Below are 23,106 nucleotides of genomic sequence, written 5' to 3' on the forward strand. Positions count from 1 at the left end.
AGGCGAGAGCTATCGCTTCTTGCCGCCGCCAAACCCGGTCAGGAAGGCGGTAAGATTGTCGCCGAGTTCCTCGCAGAGATAGCCGCCTTCCTGGACGATGACCGTCGGCAGACCGAACCCGGCAATGGCTTCGCCGATGAGCGAGAATCCAGGCGTCGTCACCGACAGTCCGCCGAAAGGATCGCCTTCGAAGGCGTCGAGCCCGAGCGCCACCACCAGCGCGTCGGGCGAAAAGGCGCGAATGCGCTGGAAGGCGGTGGCTAGAGCTTCGAGGAATACCGAATCGCCGGATTTCCTGGGCAGCGGCAGGTTCAGATTATAGCCGAGGCCGGGCCCTTCGCCGCGCTCGTCGGCATGGCCCCAGAAGAACGGATAAAAGCGCACTGGATCGGCGTGCAGCGAGACGGTAAGCACGTCCGGCCGCTCATAGAAGATGCCTTGGGTGCCGTTGCCGTGATGCAAATCGACATCGAGGATTGCTACCCGCGCAGCCTGCTTGCGCAGCGTCTGGGCGGCAACTGCCGAATTGTTGATGAAGCAGAAGCCACCGGCGACATCAACAAAGGCATGATGGCCGGGTGGGCGGCACAGCGCATAGGCCGAAGGCGCGCCCGCCATCACCGCTTCGGCAGCCTCGACCGCGCTCCAGGCGCTCCACAGCGCACTCTGCCAGGTCTCGCCTGAGATCGGGCAGGCGGTGTCGGCCATATGGTAGCCGGCCTGACCGACCGCCGAGGCCGGATAAGAGCCGGTCCGCGTGATCGGATGGATGTTGGGGATCACTTCCGCCGAGGCGCCCTCGATACGCTGCCAGCGGCCGAAGATATGCTCGAGAAAGTCAAGATATTCGGGTGTATGCACCGCGGCAATCGGTCCAAGCCCGTGATTCCGTGGTCGCTCGATCGTCAAGCCGGCAGCTTTTGCGCCGGCTAACAAGCGCTCGACCCGCTCCGGCTTTTCCGGGTTGGGTTGCTGAGCTCCGCTGGAGAGGAACGCCTTGGGGTCGTGGCGCTTTTGCTCCTCGGCGTAGAAAGCCTTCATCGTTCGTCCTCCGGCGCGTCGGCAAAGGCGAAGAAAGCCTCGCCAACGATCTTCTGCACCTGTTCGTAGTCCGACCAGGCAATCCCCAGCCTTTCATAAAAGGCCTTGGCGGTTTCATTGTCGGTGTCGACGGACAGCCTGAGATAGACGCCGCCTTCCTTCCGGCAGTCTCGCGCGACACGACGCAGGAGGCGCTCGCCGATCCGGCGGCCGCGAAAGCGGTGCTCGACGTAGAGGTCCTGCACATAGACGCCGGGGCGGCCCATCCAGGTCGAGAAGATTGGGAAATGCAGGCACAGCCCCGCGAATTCGCCACCGACTTCGGCGATCAGGGCGGAGAAGGCGGGTTTTTCGCCAAAACCGTAGCGGCGCAGGTCGTCAGGCGTCGAGGTGATCTCATGATGCGCGCCGATATGGGTGCCGAGGCGCAGCAGCGCGGCGTGCATGGTGTCGACGTCGTCTACCCGGCCGGGGCGGATGACGGTGTCGGTGACCTTGGCTTGGGACTTCCCTCGCATGTATCAGGCCGAGGTTCCGGCCGAGCCTGGCCCTGTCAAAAGATCATCAAGCTCGCCAATGCGGTCTTCCGAAAAGACGCGAATGCCGTTCGCTTCGAGCAATGCGGTGGTCGTGCCAACACCGGCCACTCGGTTGCTCGAAAAACTCCCATCATAGATGAAGCTGCTGCCACAGGACGGGCTGCCGTCGGTTAGAACTGCATAGCGACATCCTGTTTCGCGGGCGAGATCAAGCGCGATCTGCCCGGCTTCGCGGTAAAGGTCGGTCACATCGTTGCCGGTTAGCTCAACCACTTGCCCTTGGCCTCGGAGCACGGCGCGCCCGTCACCTGCGCTGCGAATTTCTGCCGGAGGACGCGGCGTGGAAAAACCTGCGGCGACTTCCGGGCAGACTTGCACGATCCGGCCCTCCGCCTGCCACCGCGCCAGTATGGGATGGTCGTTGAGCCGATAGGAGCCGTTATAGCGAACCTTGCCGCCGAGCAGGCAGGCCGAGACGAGAACCCTTTCCATGTCAGCGCCTCCCTTTGCCACGTGCGACCTCCACTGCGCTCTCAAAACGCCACCCTGTCGCCGCCCTTGAGCGCCAGCATGGCGCGCGCTTCCGCCGGTGTCGCGACCTCCAGAGACAATCCATCGAGCACCGAGCGAATCCGTCGTACCTGATCGGCATTCGACTTTGCCAGTTGCCTGCCATCATAAAGACTGTCCTCCAGCCCGACGCGGACATTGCCGCCCATTGCCGCGGCGATCGAGATCAACGGCATCTGGTGGCGGCCGGCGGCGAGCACCGAGAACTGGTAGCTGTCGCCGAACAATTTGTCGGCGATGCGCTTCATGTGGACGAGATTGTCGGGATCGGCGCCGATGCCGCCCAATATGCCGAGCACAAACTGGATGAACAGCGGCCCCGACACCAGGCCGCGGTCGCGGAAATGCGCCAGCGAATAGAGATGGCCGACATCGTAGCACTCGAACTCGAAGCGTGTACCGCAGCCCGTGCCGAGCTTTTCGAGCACGCCCTCCATGTCGGCAAAGGTGTTCTTGAAGATCGTGTCGCGGGTGGCTTCCAGCAGCTTCGGCTCCCACTCGTGTTGCCAGTCCCTCGGCTTGTCGAGCATCGGGAACAGCGCGAAGTTCATCGAGCCCATATTGAGCGAGCACATTTCAGGCTCTGCCCGCAGAGGGGCAGCCAACCGCTGATCGAGCGTCATCAGCGACGAGCCGCCGGTGGTGATGTTGATCACCGCGTCGGTCGCCTGCTTGATACGCGGCAGGAACTGCATGAACACGTTCGGATCGGCGGTCGGCCGCCCGTCCCTGGGATCGCGGGCGTGAAGATGCAGGATCGAGGCGCCGGCTTCGGCGGCGGCGATGGCGTCCGTCGCGATCTGGTCCGGCGTCACCGGCAGGTAGGGCGACATGGACGGGGTGTGCACCGAACCGGTGACGGCGCAGGTGATGATGACTTTTCGCGGCGCCATATTTTGTCCCTCAGCCTTCGACCGGTAGGTCGAGCTCGGCGGCGAGTGCTTCAAGTGTGTCGCCAAGGACCGAGACAATCTCACCGATCTGATCTCTGGTCACAATCAGCGGTGGGCAGACCATAAAATTGTCGCTCACCGGCCCGCCACGCACGCGCCGCGAATAGATGATCAGTCCGCGCTCGAACGCCAGATCGATGAGCCGCAAATTGGCGTTGAGAGCCTGCGGCAATGGCGTCTTGGCCAAGGGGTCCGCATAGAGTTCAGCCCCCATGAACAGGCCCTTGCCCCGCACGTCGGCAATGAAAGGAAAGCGCCGAGTCAGGGCCTCGAGCTCGCCTCTCAGCAACTCGCCCATGGCGGCGGAATTCTCGACCAGGCCAAGGCGGTCGACCTCGCCAAGAACGGCAACACCCGCTGCGCAAGCGACAGGGTTGCCGCCATAAGTATGGCCATGCAGGAAGCCACCCATCTCGAGAACCGGCCCGACGATCCTCTGTGTCGCGGCAAGTGCGCCAAGGGGAGCATAGCCAGAAGAAAGACCCTTCGACAGTGCGACGATATCCGGCCGGCAGGACCAATGGTCGCCACCCAGGAATTTTCCGGTGCGCCCAATGCCAGTCATCACTTCGTCGTGGATCAACAGGATCCCGTAGCGGTCGCAGATTTCACGGATACGCGGAAAATAGCTGTCGGGCGGAACCAGCGCTGCTGTCGCGGCACCGCCGATCGGCTCCATGACGAAAGCGAGCACGCTTTCCGACCCTTCCTCGAGGATCTTTTCCTCCAGCATATTCGCGTAGCGGATGCCTCGTTGTTCCATCGACAGATTGTCGTGATCGCGATGAACAAACGGGGCCGGCACCAACGGCATTGGCCGGCCGCTCGCGTCGAAGGTCTTGGTGAGTATGTCGTCGCCGGTGACGGCAAGCGTGCCGATCGTGACGCCATGATAGGAGGGCATACGTCCGATGATTTTCCAGCGCTTGTCCTGACCTGTCGCTACTGCCCATTGCCGCGCGAGCTTGAGGCAGGCCTCGATCGCCTCAGAGCCGCCCGATACGAAATAGATGCGGTCGAGCCCGTTCGGCAGTCGCTCGGCCAGCCCCCGCGCAAGCTCGACGGCCTGTTCGTTCTCGAATTGAAAGATGTAGGCAAAGCTGACGCGATCCAGCTGCCGCTTCATCGCGTCGATGACATTGCGGTTGCCGTGACCAACATTGACGTTAACCGCGCCGCTCGATCCGTCTATGTAGCGGCGGCCGCTCTTGTCCCAGAGGTAGATGCCATCGGCGCGGTCCACCATTGGCCGTTGCAGCCGGGTGAAATGGAAAAGATTCGGTCGGCGGTCGGCTTCGACGGACTGCACAGCGGTCATCAACCCCTCTTATTTTCGGCCGAGATAGCGATCGAGGACATTTCTGGTCACACGCTCGACCATCGCGTCCTGCCTTAGCAGGCCGGCGACCCATTCGCAGCTTCCGGCATGAAACACCTCGCCCTTGCCGCGCGGGAAATTGACGATCATGCCGTTGCCGCGTTTGACTTTTTCCAGATTGGCGTCGCTCGCCTCGCCGAACAGGGTTTCTGCAGTAAACCGGCCGTCCTCGTCGCCGAGGAACTGGTCCTTGAGCGGAATGTCGGCGCTCTCCTCGACCTGGCTGGCCATGCCGACCGCAAGTACCTCGAGGCCATCAGGCGCGCCGCTGGTGGCGGTGGGATAGGGCAGGCCGCCGCGGATCTCGAAATCGAGCCCGTCGACCTCGTAGCCATAGATATGGCTGTCGGCGCCCAGCAGATCGCCATAGTAGATGCCGGTGCCGGCGAACGCCCAATGTTCCGGACGGTAGACCGGAAAACCCCGCACGCCGCGCGGCGCACAGCCGCCCCAGCCGGCATAGACGCCCCTGGTCGCATTGAGGCCGAAGGTTGCCGAGCCCGGCCGGCCGATCTCCGGCGCTTCCCAGGAGTTGGTGGCGCGGGTGACGTCGCCACCGCGATAGGCCGGATCTTCGGCACGCGCCTTGTACTTGTAGCAGACCTGCCGGCGGCCCTCGTCCTCAAGCCTGGTCTGCCACATGAAATTGCCGGCGAAACGGGCCGCGTGGCCGCCACGTTTGACGTAATTGTCGACCGCATCGCGCATCTCCCAGGTCCAGTATTCGTCATGGCCGACGAAGACGACACAATCGTAGCCGTCGAGGATCTCGGGCGAGAAATGCAATTCGTGTTGGCTGGCGAGATCGACTGCATAGCCGGCGTGCTCGGCGAAGCGGAAAAAATGGCTGTCGTAGCTCGCCCAGCCGGAAGAGGCGTACTTTTTCGAATGCCCGGTGGCAAAAGCCCATTCCATGTGCGGGTAGCGCGGCACCGTCTTCGGCGGCACGGCGACCTCCAGCGGCACGCGCGGTACATCTTTCGGCAGCACGACGAAGCCGCGGCACCAAGGCCGCTGTGTCGACACCATGCGCGCATACTGGTCGCGGTTCGCGCCGGTGATGCCTTCATAGTGATTGGAGCCGCCCCAGGTGTTGTAGGCGAGCCAGGTGCCCGTCGCCGCCACCTGCAGCACGCGGCCGGGTTTCTTGCCAGGCTTCGGTGCGACGATGAAGAGATGGTGGCAGCGGATCGGCTTGCCGTCACGGCCCTCCGCTTCAAGCGTGATGCGATAGGCGCCGGATGGCCAGTCGTCGCCGATGCGAAACTCGAACGACGCCTCCCAGCCGCAGCCCTCGACCGAGCACTGATCCGGCGTGTCCTGCCAGCGCGCCGCTATTCCCGTCTTCTCGAACGCCTTTGTCTCGAAGCCGCCGTCGCGGACGATCGTGATGCCGAAAGTGGCGGCCGTCGCGCTGACATGCAGCGCCACCGTTTCGCCCGGGCGGTAGGAAAACCGGTCGCTGTAGCACCAGATTTCGCCACGCTCGCCGTCCATCCCCGGCCGTTCGTAGTAATGCGTGCGCACCGCCTGCCGGCGCTGCTCCGGCGTCAGTCCGAAATCGGGAAATTCGGTCGGCAGATGGGTCATGAACACCGCAAAGGGCTCGAACGCCGCCATTTCGGCGATCTGCCGGCCAAGCGTCAAATGGAAACGATCGGGCCAGCAATCGCCAGGGCCACCCTTGGCCGCTCTCGCCAAACCGACTATCTCAAACGAGGCGGTGTTTTCCGCAGGTGGGAGCCGACATGCTGAGAGTCCAGAAGGTCAAGGTCGACGACATCTACGTGCCGACCGCGCGCAAGAAGACGCTGCATCCCGAGACCGTCCGCCATCTGGCGGAGGACATTCTGGAAAACGGCATGAAGATGCCGATCCAGGTCCGCCACGACGGCAAGCGCCATATCCTCGTCGAGGGCCTGCACCGGCTGGAAGCGGCCAAGTGGCTCGGCGAGACCGAGATCGACGCATATCTGGTCCAGGCCAAGCGCCACTAGGCGAACTCCTGAGCCGTCGGCCGACGCCGGCCGTTCCTGTCACCCTCCTGTGAATTTTTTCGCGGACCGTGTCGGCCCGCGCTGCGCTCACCCGTCTTTGAAGCGGAACCGCATATCAAACACACCGAGGAGACCCCATGACCACCAAGCTCGACATCGCCCCCGCCAACGACCGCGAACTGGTTCTCGCCCGCATCATCGATGCGCCGCGCGAGAACGTCTATCGCTGCTGGACCGACAACAAGCTGGTGACGCAGTGGTTCGCGCCAAAGCCGTGGACGACGCCGCGTGCCGAAATGGACGTGCGCACCGGCGGCAACAGCCTGGTCGTCATGGCCGGTCCCGACGGCAATGAATTTCCGAACCCAGGCGTCTTCCTCGAGGTTGTTCGGGGCGAGAAGATCATTTTCACTGACGCCTATACCAGTGCCTGGGAGCCATCTGAAAAACCGTTCATGACCGGCGTGCTCACCTTCGAGGATGAAGGCAACGGCAAGACCCGCTACATCGCGCGCGTCAGGCACTGGAGCGTCGCCGACCGCGAGCAGCACGAAAAGATGGGTTTTCACGAGGGCTGGGGCCAGTGCACCGAACAGCTCGAAGAACTCGCCAGAACCCTTGAACTCACCAAGACACTTTGACAGCGGCAAGACCGGAGGAGACCAGCATGTCCAGATCGATATTTTTCGCCATTCTTGCCTCAGCCGCAGCCCTGTTTGCCGCGCCGTGCCAAGCCAACGCAGAGGAGACCAAGCCCGCCATGACCACCGAGACCAAAGCACTGCCGAAGCCGGAAAAGTCCGGCCTGCTGCCGATCGACGGCCTGAACTATTATTACGCCATCTATGGCAAGGGCGAGCCGCTGCTTCTGCTGCATGGCGGTCTCGGCACCACGGATATGTTCGCGCCGATCCTGCCCAGCTTTGCCGAAAACCGCACCGTCATCGCCGTCGACCTGCAGGGCCATGGCCGCACCGCGCTTGGCGACCGGCCCTTTGGCCTGGAGGCGATGGGCGACGACATGGCCGCGATCGTCAAGGCGCTGGGTTACGACAAGGTCGATGTCCTGGGCTATTCGCTCGGCGGCGGCGTCGCCTTCCGCATGGCCGTCCAGCATCCCGAAACGGTGCGCCGGCTCGTCCTGGTCTCGGCCGGCTATGCCGCCGACGGCTTCTATGCCGAGATGCGCGGCCAGCAGGCGCAGGTCAGCGCGGCGGCGGCCGAATTCATGAAGGACACGCCGATGTACAAATCCTATGTCGCGGTGGCGCCGCGTCCGCAGGATTTCCCAAAACTGCTCGACACGCTCGGCACCTTTATGCGCAAGGATTATGACTATTCCGCCGATGTGGCCAAGCTCAAGATGCCGGTGATGCTGGTCTATGGCGACAGCGACATGTATCGGCCCGAGCACGAGATCAAGTTCTATCAGATGCTCGGCGGCGGGTTGAAGGATGCCGGCTGGATGCGCGAGAATCTGTCGCAGAACCGTCTGGCCATCCTGCCCAACCGCACCCACTACGACGTCTTCTTCGCCCCGGAACTGACAGCCACGGCGCTGCCCTTCCTCAATGGCGAGACCAAGGTGAAGAGCTGGGACGAGGTCGTCAGCGAAACGAAATAGTCATCTGTCCGGCAATTGCCTGACTGCGGCCGTCTCTCCCGGAGACGGCCGCAGGCCTTCTACGAAGCCTTGGCGCGGCGCGGCATCGCGGCATCGGTGAGCTCGCGCTCGGGCGAGGGTGGTCCGAACAGATCTGCAATTCCGATGGTTTCGATGTCCTGCGCCATATGGCTGCCTCCCGAGCGGCTGGCCGCAAGCAGGCGCGGGGTCTGCCGTTCTGTCAATCCCATGCCGGCACCCGTCATTGGGCCAATGACGGCACTGCAACGCCACGGCCACACAACATCACGGCAACAGATGATGTCCCATCAAAGCTTTTGAATTGACGCCACAATCTTCGCCGCTAGCGTGAGCCAATATCCCTTGAAGGCATGGAGTGCGGCGATGGCAAGGTATGGTGGCGGGTGTCTGTGCGGCGCGGTTCGCTATAGCGCGGAGGCTACGCCGATCAACGAGCGCGTCTGCCACTGCCGGGCCTGCCAGAAGGTCATCGGCGCCGCCTTCAACGCGCGCGTGCTGTTCCGCATCGACGACGTGACTGTCGAGGGGCCGGTGGCGATGGTCAACACCTCGCCGGACCTCAAGCGCGGCTTCTGCGCGGCCTGCGGCACGACGATGTTTTCGCGGCGGGATTCCGCCGGCATCATCGGCATCACGACAGGCTCGCTTGACGATCCTTCGCTGTTCAAGCCGCAGATGCATATCTGGACGGCCTCGAAGCAGCCCTGGGTGCAACTCAACGATGGCCTGCCGCACTATGAAGGCGCGCCGCCGCCGAACTAGGTTTTTCCCTCCTCCCACTGTGGGACAAGGGTGGGCGCTGGCGTTAACAGAAATTAATCCGAAACCACGAGATAGCCGGCAAAGCGTCATTGGCGAGCCATCATTGCCTGCTTATCTATCGGCTTGCGGGCCGGTATTCGAGGAGGCGACGGATGAGCGACAGCATCAACACCCTGGACGAGCTTTTGAACGACCCGATGGTCCGGCTCGTGATGGAGCGTGACCGCGTGCAGCCGGCGGAGCTTCGCATGTTGCTCGAAAGGGCCCGCGGGCGCACAGCCGAAGACGCGTCCGCCGATCAGCCGGTCGTGCCGCCGGCGCATGTCGTGGCCAGGACCTGTCTGCAGCAATGGTTGCTCGGATAAGAGCAATTCCGGGAAAAGTTTGCAGCGGTGTTCCGTCCGGAATTGCGTGAACAAAGAGTTGGAGCGGTCAGCTATTCTATCAGCCGCTGAACCGCTCCAGGGACGTTAGCCGGAATTCGCCGGCAAATAGCTGTAATGGCTGCGGAAATAGGCGAGCTTGAAGCCGAGACGCGCATAGTTGCGATAGGCCGGTCCGTCGCGGTCGGGGTGCGGCGCCTCGATGTCGGCGGCAACCAGTTTCGCGCCGGCGGCAATGCCGTCGCGAACCATCGCTTCGCCAAGCACGGCGTCGAGATCGAAGCTCGGCGCCATGATGCCCGGTACCGGCGCATCGATGCCACTCCACGCCATGCCGTCGACGCCGATGAACAGCGAGCGCACCGCCACCACCGCGCTGTCCTGCCTCAGCATGTAATGATGCCAGCCGGGCCGACCGACCAGCGCCAGCAGCCAGGGCGAGGTCGGCAGCCGGTACCGGCTGTCGATGAAACCAGCCCATTCTCCCGCCGTTGCCGGCGTGACCCGTTCGACCGAATGCCCATCGGTCGGGAACAGCGGTTCGATAGCCAATGGCGTCGCGTCGCGAAAAATCCGCTCCCAGCCACTCTGGCGCTGCAGGCCGCGCGCCTCGAGCCAGCATCTGAGCGCCGACGGCTCAGCATGCGGATTGGCATGGAACCATGGTCGGGCAATGCCGGCGGCGCGGTAATGCGCCAGCAGCGCGTCGAGCTGGCTTTCGGTGGCCGGGCGCTCGACGCCAAGATTCTTCACGCAGTTGAAATGGATGAACGGGATCGTCGTACAGGTGGTCCAGACGAGATCGGCCTCCTCGGCGATCGACAGGCCTTGGCGCGCGGCGAAATCGGCAGGCGCCGCGGCGTAGAGGTCGCGCCAGGCATTGACCTCCGCGCGTTCGATGGCGCGGCTGAAGTCGCCGGAGACATCCTCCATTGCAATCGCGGGATGGTGCGGTTCGGGCAGGACAACGGGTTGCAATTCGGACAGTGCAGCGGTCGACACCGGTTCCTCCCAGCTCGCACCTTACGTTGTAAGGTTAGCGAAGGGTAATATTACCACGAAACTTGTCAAGCTGGATCGGACGCACCTTACAAAACCGTGAATTGGATTCCCCGTCTGGCGACGCTATCCCACTGCCGGGATCGGCCGAAAGCGGCGCTTCCCATGCAACTTTCGCCTGGGAAGGATCGACATGGCTGACATCTGTACCCAGGGCCTGGACACCGGCTTCGTCGGCCTGGGCTACGCCAAGGTAGCGTTTCTCGGCGTGGTGCAAGGCATCACCGAATTGCTGCCGATCTCGTCCACGGCGCATATGCGCATCGTGCCGGCCGTACTTGGCTGGCAGGATCCGGGCTCCGCATTCTCCGCCGCCATGCAGCTTGCGGCCCTGGCGGCTGTGGTCAGCTATTTCTGGAGCGATGTCAGGGATATGCTGTTTGGTTCGCTCGACGCCCTGACGCGCCGCGATTTCGCCGACCGACATTTCCGCCTGGCACTGTGGATCGTGTTGGCAACCATTCCGATCGTCATTGCCGGCGTCGCGCTGTCGGGCCTGCTCAACGCCTGCAATTCGCCGCTGCGCAGCCTGAGCGTCATCGGCTGGGCCTGCATCGGCATGGCGATCCTGCTCGCGCTGGCCGAGATTTTTGCCCGCCACCGGCGAACCATCGGCGAAGCATCCATGGCCGACGCGCTGCTTGTCGGCGTCGCCCAGATCGGCGCCTTGATACCTGGCGTGTCGCGCTCCGGTTCGACCCTGACGGCCGCGCTCGGGCTTGGCTTCAAGCGGGCCGAGGCGGCACGCTTCTCCTTCCTGCTCGGACTACCGGCAATCGCGCTCGCCGGCCTCAAGGAATTGTGGGAGCTTCACAAGGTCCATCTCGATGCCCATGGCTGGTCGGTTCTCGCCGTCGGGCTCGTCGTCGCCTCGATTTCCGCCTTCTTTGCCATATGGGGCCTGATGAGCATTCTCGAGCGGTTCTCCGCCTGGCCCTTCGTCGTCTATCGCGGCGTGCTCGGCGTCGTGCTGCTGGTCGCGGTGGCGATGGGGTGGCTCGCCTAAGGTGTGTTGCGCGGCTACCACGCCTGCGATGCAAACGGTCAACCGTCTGTGATCGCCCTGCGCACGCATTGACTTGCTCGTGAATTCTCCCTTAGCCTTTTGTTAACAAACAACAGACGTGGGGCCGCAATGGCATCCTCTACGGGTTGGCGTTGCGCGGCGCGGCTTGCAATAGCTCTGACGGCTTTCGCCTCTGTGCCGGTTTTGGCCAGCGCCGCCAGCCTGTCCATGATGGTCGGCGGTCCGACGTCCCAGCCGGTCGGCCATTATGATTTCTGCAAGATCCATCCCGCCGAATGCTCAATCCGTTCGCCCAACAACACGCCGGAGCATATGACCGGCAGGCTGCTGCGTGAGATCACTGCCGTCGACGCCTCGGTCAACGCGCGCGTCAAGCCGATGAGCGACATGGACAATTACGGCAAGGAGGAATGGTGGGCCTATCCGGACAATGGCTTCGGTGATTGCGAGGACTATGCGCTGGAAAAGCGGCGCGAGCTCATGAGAGACGGTGTTGCCGTATCCAACCTGCTGATGACCGTGGTCCGCAAGCCGGACGGCGAAGGCCATGCGGTACTCACCGTGCGCACGGACAAGGGCGATTTCATCCTCGACAACCTCAGCGACAAGGTTCGCCTGTGGAGCGAAACCGGCTATCGCTACCTGAAGCGACAGGCGAGCGACAACTCCGGGCACTGGGTCTCCATCCTCAGCGGCGACGAGACCCTGGTCAGCTCGGTCAAATAGTCTTGCCGCCAACCCGGCTTCGGTTTCTCCGCAGACAAGAGCGGGGCAGAGCCGCGCTCCCCAACCATTTCGCTAATAATTGATTCAAACTTTGTTGGTAATTTCTCGTTAGGGAATTGCCACTTGTCCGGCGGCGGTTGGTTGCCTTCGGTCTGTTGTGTTTTGCGTACAGGTCCAGATGCGGTTACCAGGCGTCGTCATTTTCTCGCTCGCGTCCCTGTGGCTTGCCGGCTGTTCGTCGACAGCAGGCGTCGATGCCCTGCAAATGCCGTCGAACGAGACGACCAGCTCCGTCGTACGGCCAAGCGTGCCCGTCGCGGCGGCCCCGGACACACCCGTACTTGCGCCCATGTCGGACGAGGCCGCACCAGTGGCCGACAATGCGCCGCCCTTTTCCCTGGCAGAGGAAGAAGAGACGATCGACGCGGACACACCGTTGCCGCAGGAGGCCATCGAGCCACCGGTCGAGCCGGTTGCCCTGGTGTCGCAGCCGAAGCGGCTGACACGCGCGGCACCCCCTATGCTGGCTGGGCCGGTGACGCGCTACGGTTTCCGCGACGCCAAGCCGATCAATTTCGGTCGCGGGGCTTCGCCCCGGCACCTTGCCGTGCACGGCGTCGACGTCTCGCGCTGGCAGGGCAACGTGAACTGGGGCAAGCTGCGCGCCCAGGGCGCCAATTTCGCCTACATCAAGGCCACCGACGGCGGCGACCATCTCGATCCGATGTTCAGGACCAACTGGCGCAATGCCGATGCCGCCGGGCTGAAGCGCGGCGCCTATCACTTCTTCTACTGGTGCCGCACCGCCGGCGAGCAGGCCGACTGGTTCATCCGCAACGTGCCGAGGGTCGAGGGTGCGCTGCCGCCGGTGATCGATGTCGAGTGGAACGGCGAGTCCTCCTGCAAGCGGCGGCCGTCGCGCGCGACGGTGCAGGAGAAGATGCAGGTGTTCATGGACAAGCTGGAGCGACACTACGGCCAGCGACCCATCATCTACACCAGCCCCGATTTCTACCGCGACAATCTGCGCGGCGCCTTCCTGGATTACCCGTTCTGGCTGCGCGCGGTGGCGCGGCATCCATCAAAAGTCTATCCCGGCCGCAAATGGTTGTTCTGGCAATATTCCGGCTCCGGCCTGTCGCACGGGGTGAGGGGCCGCATCGACCTCAACGTCTTCCATGGCGATGAGAGGCAGTGGCGTGCGTGGGCCGGTGGCAGCCGCCAGATGGTGGCCGACGCGGATTAGAGGCGGCGCGCCTGCGTTCTGAAGTTTTGCGGCAAGTTTCAGCGTTTTTCTAACGATCCGCTCACCCTTTTCTTTAGCGGTCCGGCAACGCCCGATTGGTAACATCGGCGTGATCGTGCATGTCGTCCAGAAGCCATGCCCCTTGGCTTACCCCCAAGTGCGCAGCGGTTTTGAACAGCGACATGCTTCAACGCAATGGCGTGAGGGGTCGATGCGCAATCCGGTTCTGGCAGTCGCTTTTGTGGCCGCTCTCGGCTACGGGTTTTTCAACACGCTCGGCCATATGCCGAGCAACAAGCCGGTTACCATCCCGGAGGCGGCACCCGGTGCCTCACCGACGGCGCTGCGTCCGGTCCAGGAAAACGTCGTCGCCTACTATACCGGCGACGAAGCGATGCAGGCCGCCAAGAAGACCGGCCGCTCGACGCTGCCGCGTTTCCACGAACTGATCGCCGCCGGCACGCCCGGCACCTACACGGTGAAATTCCCGCTGACGCAGAACGGCGCCACCGAGCATATCTGGCTGCAGCTGCTCGGCTACAGCGACGGCACCTTCATCGGCCTGCTCGCCGACGAACCGGTCAACGGCAACAAATACAAGATCGGCGACAGGATGAAGGTGGCCGAAGCCGACGTCGAGGACTGGATGATCAGGAACGGGGGCGAAGTCTATGGCGGCTACACCACGCGCCAGGCGTTCGCCGACATGCCCAAGGAACAGGCCGCAAAATACGGCATCACCTTCAAGGATTGAGGACCCGCGACCGCTGCCCTGAAAGCCTATCGGACCTCGCGCCTTTCGCGCTCGCGTATCTCCGCCGTCTGCGCCAGCACCCAGTCCCGGAACACTTTGATCTTGGGTGTGTTGCGGCGGCTTTCCAGGTGCACCAGCCAATAGCCATCGCCATCAGATCCAAGGACTTCGAATGGCTGTATCAACTGGCCCTTTGCCAGAAGGGCGCTGTAGATGTTGCGGGTGAGGATCGCGGCGCCCCGATCGGTCAGCGCCGCCATTGCATCGTAAGCCTGCGACCCCAGCGTCGGGCCCGCGATGACGCGATCGGGCTCGAAGGGTACGCCGGCCGCCTCGAACCAGATTTTCCACCAGGGATCGTCGGCACAGCATAGCGCCACCTTGTAAAGATCCTCGGGGCGGTGGATGCCGCCCACGCTCTCGGCCAGCCTCGGGCTGAGCATTGGCGTATAGTCTGCCTTGAACAGATAGTGAGCCGTCAGGCCGGGCCATTTTCCGGTGCCGGTGCGAATGCCGATATCCATGTCCTCGCGTGTGAAATCGGCCAGCCGGGACGATGTGTTGACCTTCACGGCAAGGTCGGGATGCATCAGCTGGAATGTTCCGAGCCATACGGCCAGCCAGTTCGAGGCAAACGTTTCCATGGTCGTCACCGACAGCACGCCGGTCGCTCCACCCTTCGTGGCGACCCAGGCATCCGCCAGGGCCGAGAAGGCGCCTGTTGCGTGCGGCGCCAACTGCTGTCCGGCCTCGGTCAGGGCGATCTGCCTTGTTTTTCTTATGAAAAGTGACGTTCCGGCGCGTTCTTCCAGCACCTTGATCTGATAGCTGGCCGCCGACTGTGTCATGCCGAGTTCTTCGGCCGCCTTGGTGAAGCTGCCCAGCCGCGCCGCGGCTTCAAAGACGCGAATGGCCGCTAATGGCGGTAGCTCCCAACTCATGACGCATCAGTCCTCCTGATGCATGGTACGCGACGTTCGATTGGAAACCAAGGCCGGAAAACGGCATGCTTTGTCCATCAGATCGAACCCGAAAGGACACGGCAATGACCACTCTGTACAACACGCTTCGTCGTCCGATGCTCGACCTCTTCATCGCGCCGTTCAGGCCCCGCAAACGCGGCCTGCTCGACCACCGTTCGCTGTCGGACCATTTCCTGCGCGATATCGGCATGCTCGATGGACATGTTCCTCCCGGAACCATTCGTTGAGGAAGCTCTTTGACCATGGATGCAAGGGAGGAAAAGATGGATGTGTCATCGGAGGCTCTGGCGAAGAGCCGGCAAACGATCAGTGCCTATGAGGACTATGCCGAACGCTACGATGCGATCGTGCGGCATGTCCCCAACGAGCGAGAGCAGGCATCGCTGAAGCGTCTTGTGGCGATCGCCGGCACGAGCGGCCAGATTCTGGAAGTTGGGTCCGGACCCGGATACGATGCCGACTTTCTCGAGACCCTGGGTGTCAGGGTTCGGCGCACCGACGCAACGAAGCGGTTTCTTGAGCTGCAGGCCGCGCGCGGCAAGCAGGGTGAGCTACTCGATCTCATCACCGATGATCTCGGCGGCCCCTACGACGCCGTCCTGGCCCTCTGTGTCCTGATCCATGTGCCTCGCGACCAGACCGACCAGGTGCTTGCCAAGATTGCCCAGTCGCTGCGGCCAGGCGGCGCCTTCCTCGTCTCGATGCGCAATGGCGATGGCGAGACGGGCGGCGAATATCACACGGTCTACTGGCGCAGGGACGACTTCGCGGCGCGGCTCGAAGCCGCCGGGCTGGTGCTTATCAGGGACGATTTCAACGTCGGCCGCGATCGCGAAGAATGGAACACGTTCCTGGCTGTGAAGCCGGCATGACGCACCGCGGACTGTTGTGGTTTGCGCTGCTAGCCTTCTGTGGAGTGTTCCCTACCGCGCGTCATTCCCATCGCCCTTGGATCTACCAAAAAATCGGCCCGATCTCACGACCGGGCCGATGATGTTCCGTCTTAGCGGCTCAACTTTCCTCAGCTGCACCCGCTCGTAGAACCGCACGTATCGCACTTCTCGCAGGTGCCGTTCCGCACCATGGTGAAGTTGTGGCATTCCGAGCACTCGTTGCCGGTGTAGCCCTGCATCAGCGATTGCTGACGCCGGGTTGCGGCAAGCGCCTTCGCCTCGGCGGCTTCGTTTGCCGCTGCGTCGGTGAACAGCGCCGAAGCCCCCGACGCCTCGTCGGCCGCCTCTTCATAGACGATGTCCTCGACCAGTTCCCGGGCCCGCTCCTCGTAGTCGCGCTTATAGGCGATGGCCTCGTCGCTGGCCGGCTTCAGCGCCAGCACGTTGGAACCCGAAAAGGCAGTCGGCGCGGCGCGGGCAGGGGCGGTGGTCGGCGCCGTGCCGCCAAAGCCCTTGGGCTCTGCGCTGGCGCCCGAGACCAGCTTGACCGGAGAAACGCCGCGGGTCAGGCCCTTCGAGAAGGGCGTTGCCTTGCCTTCGGTGATGCCGCGGCCGAGTGCCGTCTTGTCGAAATCCGACTGGTCGACATGGGCGAGGTCGTGGCGGCCGAGATAGGACACGGCAAGTTCACGGAACACGTAGTCGAGGATCGACGTGGCGTTCTTGATCGCATCGTTGCCCTGCACCATGCCGGCCGGCTCGAACTTGGTGAAGGTGAAGGCCTCGACAAATTCTTCGAGCGGCACGCCATATTGCAGGCCGAGCGAGATGGCGATGGCGAAATTGTTCATCATCGCGCGGAAGGCGGCACCTTCCTTGTGCATGTCGATGAAGATCTCGCCGATACGACCATCGTCGAATTCGCCGGTCCTGAGATAGACCTTGTGACCACCGACGACCGCCTTCTGGGTGTAGCCCTTGCGGCGGTTCGGCAGCTTTTCACGGTCGCGATAGAGACGCTCGACGACGCGTTCGACGATCTTCTCCGTCACCTGCACCGCGCGCTGTGCGGCCGGTGCCTGGATCAGCTGCTCGACCGCATCGTCCTCGTCCTCCTCGCCATCGGCGAGCAGCGAGGAATTGAGCGGCTGCGACAGTTTCGAGCCGTCGCGATAGAGCGCGTTGGCCTTCAGCGCCAGCTTCCACGACAGCATGTAGGCGCCTTTGGCGTCTTCCACTGTCGCTTCGTTCGGCATGTTGATGGTCTTGGAGATGGCGCCGGAGATGAAGGGCTGCGCCGCCGCCATCATCAATATGTGGCTGTTGATCGACAGCGAGCGCTTGCCGATCTTGCCGCAAGGGCTGGCGCAGTCGAACACCGCCAGGTGCTCGGCCTTCAGGAACGGCGCGCCTTCCAGCGTCATCGCGCCGCATACATGGATGTTGGCGGCCTCGATGTCCTTCTTGGCGAAGCCCAGCGCCGGCAGGATCTCGAACGAGAAATCGTTGAGCTGCTCATCCGTGAACCCAAAAGTCTCCTTCACCCAGTCGGCGCCCAGCGTCCACTGGTTGAAGACGAACTTGATGTCGAAGGCCGACTTCAGCGCCGCATTCAGCGCCGCGATCTTGTCGTCCGAAAAACCCTTGGCCTTGAGCGAGCCGGGGTTGATGCCGGGCGCCTGGTTGAGGTTGCCGTGGCCGACCGCATAGGCCTCGATCTCGGCGATCTGGCTCTCGGAATAGCCGAGCGTGCGCAGCGCTTCCGGCACGGCGCGGTTGATGATCTTGAAGTAGCCGCCGCCGGCGAGCTTCTTGAACTTCACCAGAGCGAAGTCGGGCTCGATGCCGGTGGTGTCGCAATCCATGACCAGGCCGATCGTGCCGGTCGGCGCGATCACCGTTGCCTGCGCATTGCGGTAGCCATGCTCCTCGCCGAGCTCGATGGCGCGGTCCCAGGCGGCCTTGGCGTGTTCGGCAAGCGCCTGCTGCTTGAGGTCGGAAGCAACCAGCGGCACCGGATTGACGGCCAGCTTCTCGTAACCGTCCTTGTCGCCATAGGCGGCGCGGCGGTGGTTGCGCATGACGCGCAGCATGTTCTGGGCGTTGCGGTCATAGTCGGGGAAGGCGCCGAGTTCGGACGCCATCTCGGCCGACGTGGCGTAGGCAGTACCGGTCATGATCGCGGTGAGCGCGGCGCAGATGGCGCGGCCCTCGTCGGAGTCATAGGGGATGCCCGAGGTCATCAGCAGGCCGCCGATATTGGCGTAGCCGAGGCCCAGCGTGCGGTATTCGTAGGAAAGCTTGGCGATCTCCTTCGACGGGAACTGCGCCATCATCACCGAGATTTCAAGTACGATGGTCCACAGCCGCACCGTGTGCTCGTAGGCGGCGATGTCGATCGTGCCGTCGGCGTTGCGGTAGGGCAAAAGGTTGATCGAGGCGAGGTTGCAGGCCGTGTCGTCGAGGAACATGTATTCCGAGCACGGGTTGGAGGCCCGGATCGCACCGGCCGACGCGCAGGTGTGCCAGTCGTTCATCGTCGTGTTGAAATGCAGGCCCGGATCGGCCGATGCCCAAGCGGCATAGCCGATCTTTTCCCAGAGATCCCTGGCCTTCAGCGTCTTCAGCACCTTGCCGTCCTTGCGGGCGGTCAGCTGCCAGTCGCCATCCTGCTCGACGGCGCGCAGGAAATTGTCCTTCAGCGAAACCGAGTTGTTGGAGTTCTGGCCGGAAACGGTGAGGTAGGCGTCGGAATCCCAGTCGGTGTCGTAAGTTTTGAACGACATCGACGTGTAGCCTTGCTTGGCGAACTGGATGACCCGGTAGATGTAGTTCTCCGGCACCGCGTCCTTCTTGGCCAGCTTGATCTCACGCTTCAGCGCGGTGTTGATCGCCGGGTCGAAGCAGTCGTCGTCATGGCCTTCGCAGTTGACGCAGGCCTTCATGATCGCTTCGAGATGCTTCTTGACCATCTTCGAGCCGGTGACCAGCGAGGCGACCTTCTGCTCCTCATTGACCTTCCAGTCGATGAATTCCTCGATATCGGGGTGGTCGGCATCGACGATGACCATCTTGGCGGCGCGGCGCGTCGTGCCGCCTGACTTGATGGCGCCCGCCGCGCGGTCGCCGATCTTGAGGAAACTCATCAGGCCGGACGAGCGGCCGCCGCCGGACAGCTTTTCGCCTTCGCCGCGCAGGAACGAGAAGTTGGAGCCGGTGCCCGAGCCGTACTTGAACAGGCGCGCTTCGCGCACCCAAAGGTCCATGATGCCGCCTTCGTTGACGAGATCGTCCTGCACGCCCTGGATGAAGCAGGCATGCGGCTGCGGATGCTCGTAGGAGGACTTCGACTTGGTCAGCTTGCCGGTGAACGGGTCGACATAGAAGTGGCCCTGGCTCGGACCGTCGATGCCATAGGCCCAATGCAGGCCGGTGTTGAACCACTGCGGCGAGTTCGGCGCCACGCGCTGGGTGGCCAGCATATAGGCAAGCTCGTCGCGGAAGGTGCGCGCGTCGTCCTCGGACTTGAAGTAGCCGCCCTTGTAACCCCAATAGGTCCAGGTGCCGGCAAGACGGTCGAAGACCTGGCGGGCGTCGATTTCGGAGCCATAACGCTCTGCCTCGGGGAGCTTGGCCAGTTCCGCCTCGTCGGCGACGGAGCGCCACAGGAAGGAGGGAACGTCGTTCTCCTCGACCTTCTTCAGGCGCGCCGGAACGCCGGCCTTGCGGAAATATTTCTGCGCCAGGATGTCAGCCGCGACCTGGGAGAACTGCGCCGGCACATCGATATTGTCCAAGCGGAACACCACCGAGCCATCCGGATTCTTGATCTCCGAAAGCGCCTTGCGGAATTCGATCTCCGCGTAAGCTGATTGCCCTTGCTTGGTGAAACGACGCTCGATGCGCATTGGTCCGATCCCTTTTGTCTATATATAGCGCTTTTCCCCAGGGATTTCTGCCCCCAAAGCGAAACGCGCAGTCCGCCGTTGGCCGACGTCTTGACAACGCCGGCATCTCCTTTCGCAGCTTCCGCCCGTCCTGCCGGCCAGACTTCTTGCGAAGCGCCTGTCCAACCCACTGGCGACCCCTGCGGGTCCCTCAAATCTGAAACTTTTTGCTCGATTCCCCCGATCGAGGAATTTCACATTATCTAGCGCCGAACCTGCCTGCAAACACTAAATATAGTGTTAACAGAGTATTTTTTCCAGTCCGACAATTGTCCCTTTTCGCCACCCCTGGCCCCAACAACCCCAACGCTTCCGCCGGCCTCGTAACGGGCGGAAATGCGGGCAAAACGCACAAATTCCGGGAAAAAAGACCGGGCTCAGAACATTCCGGTCGCGCTCTCAACAGGAGCGCATGGCCTATAAAAGGCGACTCGTTTTGCGCCGTCAAGGATTCGTTTGCGTAGCTTTTGTGACCCCAATATCTTGTGTGTCACACATGTGGATAACGGGGACAGAATGGCGCTCCTGAAACCCCGGTTTGCCCGGCCTTTGCGACCGCCATGCCTCGCTTTGGTCGCTACGTGCAGCGGCTGTGATCCACTGCCTTTTCATTTAGCCCTCTATGTTCTATGTCTGCCCGTCGCGCGGGGGCGCGTCTTGTCAACCGGAAAAGCATCCGCTACGCCCCGCTCATGACAGTTACCGTCCGTTTTGCCCCATCGCCGACCGGCCGCATCCATATCGGCAACGCACGCACCGCGCTGTTCAACTGGCTGTTCGCCTTGAACAACAAGGGCCGCTTCATCCAGCGCTTCGACGACACCGATATCTCCCGCTCGACGCAGGAGTTTGCCGATTCCATCCTTTACGACCTGCACTGGCTGGGGATTTTCCCCGATGTCACCGAATATCAGTCGCGGCGCGTCGAGATCTACGATGCGGCGGTCGAGCGGCTGAAGGCGGCGCGCGTTCTCTATGCCTGCTACGAAACGCCGGAAGAGCTCGATCTCCGCCGCAAGGTGCGACGCACGCGCGGTCTGCCGCCGGTCTATGGCCGCGAGGCGCTGACGCTGACGCCGGAGCAGGTGGCCGAATACCAGTCGGACGGCCGCAAGCCGCACTGGCGCTTCCTCCTGCCGAACTTCACCAGCGATCCGCTGCAGCCCGAGCGCACCGAGATCCACTGGAACGATCTGGTGCGCGGCGAGGAGACCGTCGATCTCGCTTCGCTGTCCGATCCGGTGCTGCTGCGCGAGGACGGCACCTATCTCTATACGTTGCCTTCCGTGGTCGACGACATCGAGATGGGCGTCACGCACGTCATCCGCGGCGACGACCATGTCACCAACACCGGCGTGCAGATCGCCCTGTTCCAGGCGCTTGAGGCTGTGCCGCCGGTTTTCGGCCACCACAACCTCCTGACCACGGCATCGGGCGAGGGGCTATCGAAGCGCACTGGCGCGCTGTCGATCGAAAGCCTGCGCGAGGACGGTATCGAGCCGATGGCCGTCGCCTCGCTGGCCGTGCTGGTCGGCACCTCCGAAAATGTCGCCACCATGCCTGACCTTGCCGAGCTTGCGGGCCATTTCGATCCGGCCGCGACCTCGAAATCAGCGGCCAAGTTCGATCCGGACGAGCTTTTCGTGCTCAATCGGGCGCTGATACACCATATGCCGTTCTCCGAGGCGCGCGACCGGCTGATCGTGCTCGGCGTCTCCGGCGACAAGGCCGAGCCGTTCTGGCTGGCCGTGCGCGGCAATCTCGACAGGCTGGCCGATGCGGTTCAGTGGTGGCGCATACTCGGCGACGGGCCGCAGGAGCCGCCGGAGCTTTCCGGCGAGGACCGCGACTTCCTTCGCGAGGCGTTCGACCTGTTGCCGGAAGAGCCGTGGAACGGCACCGTCTGGAAGGACTGGACCGGCAAGATCCGGGAGGCGACGGGCCGCAAGGGCAAGGCGCTGTTCATGCCGCTAAGGCTCGCCCTTACTGGACAGCCTTCCGGGCCGGAGCTTGCAGATCTATTGCCCCTGCTGGGTCGGGAAGGAACGCTGGCCCGACGACCCTGACCTTGCGCTGGTCCGGCGGCAACGCCGAGACCGGCGAGGTGGCGGGCTTTTCGGCCATACGCTTGATCGTGTCGCGGTCGAGGCCGCCCTCTGCATTGGCGAGCGTCTCGGGATCGGCGCCCGGATCCGGCTTGTTGGCCGGCACCGGAGTGAACGGCGTCGTCGTCGCATCGGGGACGGATTGTTCCGGGCTTGGCGGATTGCCGGCGATGATCTCGAAATTCCCGGCCTGGGCATTGCAGCCGCAGGCCGGCGGCCTGGGCATATTGGTCTGCTTGTAGAGATAGGCCGTCGGCATTTCGCTATAGGGCCTGCCGGTAACCGACGATGTCATGTTCGCCGAATCGTCATCCATGCCGCGGGTGTAGAAAACCTGCATCTCGGTGCCGGGGCAGCTCGATTCGCAGTTCTTCTGGTCGCGCTCGAAGTCGCCGAGCGAGGCGGCGTTCGACATCGGGAAGAAATAGCCGTCGCAGGTGCGCACGCACATGGTGCGGTACTCGCCGCTCAGCCGCGGCAGGTCCATGCCGTCGGGCTGGTTGATCACCCGGCGTATGGCACGCTCTTCGTCCGGATAATCGGGCTGCTCGAGCGCGTCGAGATGGCCGCTGCCGCCGAAAAGCTGGTCGAACAGGTTGCCGTTGCCGCCTTCGCGAGCCGCTTCCTGGACCGGCGCGCGCCGCGGCTCGATCCTGTCCTCACGGCAGCCATTGGCGTCGAGCGCCGCCAGGATGCGGCTGCGGTCGCGTCGCGTGCCGCCGCCGGCAAGCCGCTCGCGCTTTGCCTGCAGGGCGTCGAGATTGGCATTCATGCGATCGATGGTGGCGTTGAGTGCCGCGCATTCGCTGACGTTGCGGGAAAACAGCGAGAAACCGCAGCTGGCATCGCTCGCCTGTCCGCGCGCCTTGGCCAGTTGCTGGCGCTGGCGGGTGATGGCGTCGTCATATTTGCGGATCATAGCCGGCTTGCCGCCGCCACCATTCGATGCGGCGGCAAGCTGTGCTTCGAGCTGGCGGCAGGTGCGCGAGGCGGCTTGCGGCTCGGTGACGCCAACGACCGATGCCGCGAGCGCGCCAAGCAGCGCGGCAAGGTGCGTCAGCCTCGACCCTGCGCCCGCCATGTGCCCCAAAACTCCGC

22 protein-coding genes are annotated in these 23,106 nt (G+C 63.2%); 12 read left to right on the forward strand and 10 right to left on the reverse strand.

Translation table 11 applies throughout. The features are described 5' to 3' along the window. Nucleotides 1-9: 9 nt before the first annotated feature. Genes A6B35_RS18015 through A6B35_RS18040 form a run of 6 tightly spaced genes read right to left on the reverse strand, consistent with a single transcriptional unit; the run spans nt 10 to nt 6,071 of the window. A complete protein-coding gene (locus tag A6B35_RS18015) occupies nt 10-1,041 on the reverse strand; it encodes a histone deacetylase family protein (protein WP_006206061.1) in 1,032 nt (343 codons plus the stop codon). Beyond that, a complete protein-coding gene (locus A6B35_RS18020; RefSeq protein ID WP_006206062.1) occupies nt 1,038-1,559 on the reverse strand; it encodes a GNAT family N-acetyltransferase in 522 nt (173 codons plus the stop codon). The genes A6B35_RS18015 and A6B35_RS18020 overlap by 4 nt, the downstream gene beginning before the upstream one ends. Before the next feature lie 3 nt (nt 1,560-1,562). Continuing rightward, nucleotides 1,563-2,072 carry a 2-thiouracil desulfurase family protein gene (locus A6B35_RS18025; RefSeq protein ID WP_006206063.1) on the reverse strand — a complete coding sequence of 170 codons (510 nt, stop codon included), beginning with the start codon at nt 2,070-2,072 and terminating at the stop codon, nt 1,563-1,565. Between the two features lie 41 nt (nt 2,073-2,113). Then, the gene (gene kce, locus A6B35_RS18030) at nt 2,114-3,043 is read right to left on the reverse strand and encodes a 3,5-dioxohexanoate:acetyl-CoA acetone transferase (protein WP_006206064.1); all 930 of its coding nucleotides are present in this window, start codon (nt 3,041-3,043) and stop codon (nt 2,114-2,116) included. 10 nt (nt 3,044-3,053) lie between these two features. Further along, entirely contained in the window at nt 3,054-4,421 is a 1,368-nt protein-coding gene (locus A6B35_RS18035) for an aminotransferase family protein (RefSeq protein ID WP_006206065.1), read from the reverse strand. Nucleotides 4,422-4,430: 9 nt separating this feature from the next. After that, complete coding sequence (locus A6B35_RS18040) at nt 4,431-6,071, reverse strand: N,N-dimethylformamidase beta subunit family domain-containing protein (RefSeq protein ID WP_040584108.1); 1,641 nt, start codon at nt 6,069-6,071, stop codon at nt 4,431-4,433. Between the two features lie 158 nt (nt 6,072-6,229). Between A6B35_RS18040 and A6B35_RS18045 the strand changes: the two genes are divergently transcribed. The 5 genes from A6B35_RS18045 (at nt 6,230) to A6B35_RS18070 (ending at nt 9,250) form a co-directional block, all read left to right on the forward strand. Beyond that, nucleotides 6,230-6,478: a ParB N-terminal domain-containing protein gene (locus A6B35_RS18045; protein WP_006206067.1), complete on the forward strand. Its 249-nt coding sequence runs from the start codon at nt 6,230-6,232 to the stop codon at nt 6,476-6,478. Nucleotides 6,479-6,615: 137 nt separating this feature from the next. Next, nucleotides 6,616-7,119, forward strand: coding sequence for an SRPBCC family protein (locus A6B35_RS18050; protein ID WP_006206068.1), 504 nt, complete (start codon nt 6,616-6,618; stop codon nt 7,117-7,119). A 26-nt stretch (nt 7,120-7,145) separates the two neighbouring features. Next, nucleotides 7,146-8,102, forward strand: coding sequence for an alpha/beta fold hydrolase (locus A6B35_RS18055; RefSeq protein ID WP_006206069.1), 957 nt, complete (start codon nt 7,146-7,148; stop codon nt 8,100-8,102). Between the two features lie 384 nt (nt 8,103-8,486). Further along, the gene (locus A6B35_RS18065) at nt 8,487-8,885 is read left to right on the forward strand and encodes a GFA family protein (RefSeq protein ID WP_006206071.1); all 399 of its coding nucleotides are present in this window, start codon (nt 8,487-8,489) and stop codon (nt 8,883-8,885) included. Nucleotides 8,886-9,037: 152 nt separating this feature from the next. Next, complete coding sequence (locus A6B35_RS18070) at nt 9,038-9,250, forward strand: hypothetical protein (RefSeq protein ID WP_006206072.1); 213 nt, start codon at nt 9,038-9,040, stop codon at nt 9,248-9,250. A gap of 105 nt (nt 9,251-9,355) precedes the next feature. Here A6B35_RS18070 and A6B35_RS18075 read toward each other — a convergent pair whose 3' ends face one another. After that, nucleotides 9,356-10,270: a hypothetical protein gene (locus tag A6B35_RS18075; protein WP_006206073.1), complete on the reverse strand. Its 915-nt coding sequence runs from the start codon at nt 10,268-10,270 to the stop codon at nt 9,356-9,358. Nucleotides 10,271-10,460: 190 nt separating this feature from the next. Between A6B35_RS18075 and A6B35_RS18080 the strand changes: the two genes are divergently transcribed. From A6B35_RS18080 to A6B35_RS18095, 4 genes are all read left to right on the forward strand, one after another. Continuing rightward, on the forward strand, nt 10,461-11,333 hold the full coding sequence (locus tag A6B35_RS18080; protein WP_006206074.1) for an undecaprenyl-diphosphate phosphatase: 873 nt from the start codon (nt 10,461-10,463) through the stop codon (nt 11,331-11,333). A gap of 129 nt (nt 11,334-11,462) precedes the next feature. Continuing rightward, the gene (locus A6B35_RS18085) at nt 11,463-12,080 is read left to right on the forward strand and encodes a transglutaminase-like cysteine peptidase (RefSeq protein WP_040584072.1); all 618 of its coding nucleotides are present in this window, start codon (nt 11,463-11,465) and stop codon (nt 12,078-12,080) included. Nucleotides 12,081-12,258: 178 nt separating this feature from the next. Further along, nucleotides 12,259-13,326, forward strand: a complete 1,068-nt coding sequence (locus tag A6B35_RS18090; RefSeq protein ID WP_040584074.1) for a glycoside hydrolase family 25 protein — start codon at nt 12,259-12,261, stop codon at nt 13,324-13,326. A gap of 211 nt (nt 13,327-13,537) precedes the next feature. Beyond that, on the forward strand, nt 13,538-14,080 hold the full coding sequence (locus A6B35_RS18095) for a DUF2314 domain-containing protein (RefSeq protein WP_006206077.1): 543 nt from the start codon (nt 13,538-13,540) through the stop codon (nt 14,078-14,080). A gap of 26 nt (nt 14,081-14,106) precedes the next feature. Here A6B35_RS18095 and A6B35_RS18100 read toward each other — a convergent pair whose 3' ends face one another. Then, nucleotides 14,107-15,021 (reverse strand): LysR substrate-binding domain-containing protein, encoded by a 915-nt coding sequence (locus tag A6B35_RS18100; protein WP_006206078.1) that lies wholly within the window; start codon nt 15,019-15,021, stop codon nt 14,107-14,109. Between the two features lie 104 nt (nt 15,022-15,125). Here A6B35_RS18100 and A6B35_RS36240 point away from each other — a divergent pair, with 104 nt between their 5' ends. Together A6B35_RS36240 and A6B35_RS18105 are read left to right on the forward strand one after the other, a co-directional pair. After that, nucleotides 15,126-15,290: a hypothetical protein gene (locus tag A6B35_RS36240; protein WP_006206079.1), complete on the forward strand. Its 165-nt coding sequence runs from the start codon at nt 15,126-15,128 to the stop codon at nt 15,288-15,290. A 36-nt stretch (nt 15,291-15,326) separates the two neighbouring features. Beyond that, nucleotides 15,327-15,935, forward strand: a complete 609-nt coding sequence (locus tag A6B35_RS18105) for a class I SAM-dependent DNA methyltransferase (RefSeq protein WP_081482302.1) — start codon at nt 15,327-15,329, stop codon at nt 15,933-15,935. Nucleotides 15,936-16,084: 149 nt separating this feature from the next. On the opposite strand, the gene A6B35_RS18110 is transcribed toward A6B35_RS18105, so the two are convergent. Beyond that, nucleotides 16,085-19,864, reverse strand: a complete 3,780-nt coding sequence (locus A6B35_RS18110; RefSeq protein WP_006206081.1) for a vitamin B12-dependent ribonucleotide reductase — start codon at nt 19,862-19,864, stop codon at nt 16,085-16,087. 731 nt (nt 19,865-20,595) lie between these two features. Here A6B35_RS18110 and A6B35_RS18115 point away from each other — a divergent pair. Then, the gene (locus A6B35_RS18115; protein ID WP_006206082.1) at nt 20,596-21,969 is read left to right on the forward strand and encodes a glutamate--tRNA ligase; all 1,374 of its coding nucleotides are present in this window, start codon (nt 20,596-20,598) and stop codon (nt 21,967-21,969) included. On the opposite strand, the gene A6B35_RS18120 is transcribed toward A6B35_RS18115, so the two are convergent. After that, the gene (locus tag A6B35_RS18120) at nt 21,887-23,089 is read right to left on the reverse strand and encodes a DUF2865 domain-containing protein (protein ID WP_006206083.1); all 1,203 of its coding nucleotides are present in this window, start codon (nt 23,087-23,089) and stop codon (nt 21,887-21,889) included. The two genes, A6B35_RS18115 and A6B35_RS18120, sit on opposite strands and share 83 nt — an antisense overlap. Nucleotides 23,090-23,106 lie beyond the last annotated feature (17 nt).

It is taken from the genome of Mesorhizobium amorphae CCNWGS0123 (genome assembly GCF_001686985.1).
GTDB lineage: Bacteria > Pseudomonadota > Alphaproteobacteria > Rhizobiales > Rhizobiaceae > Mesorhizobium > Mesorhizobium amorphae.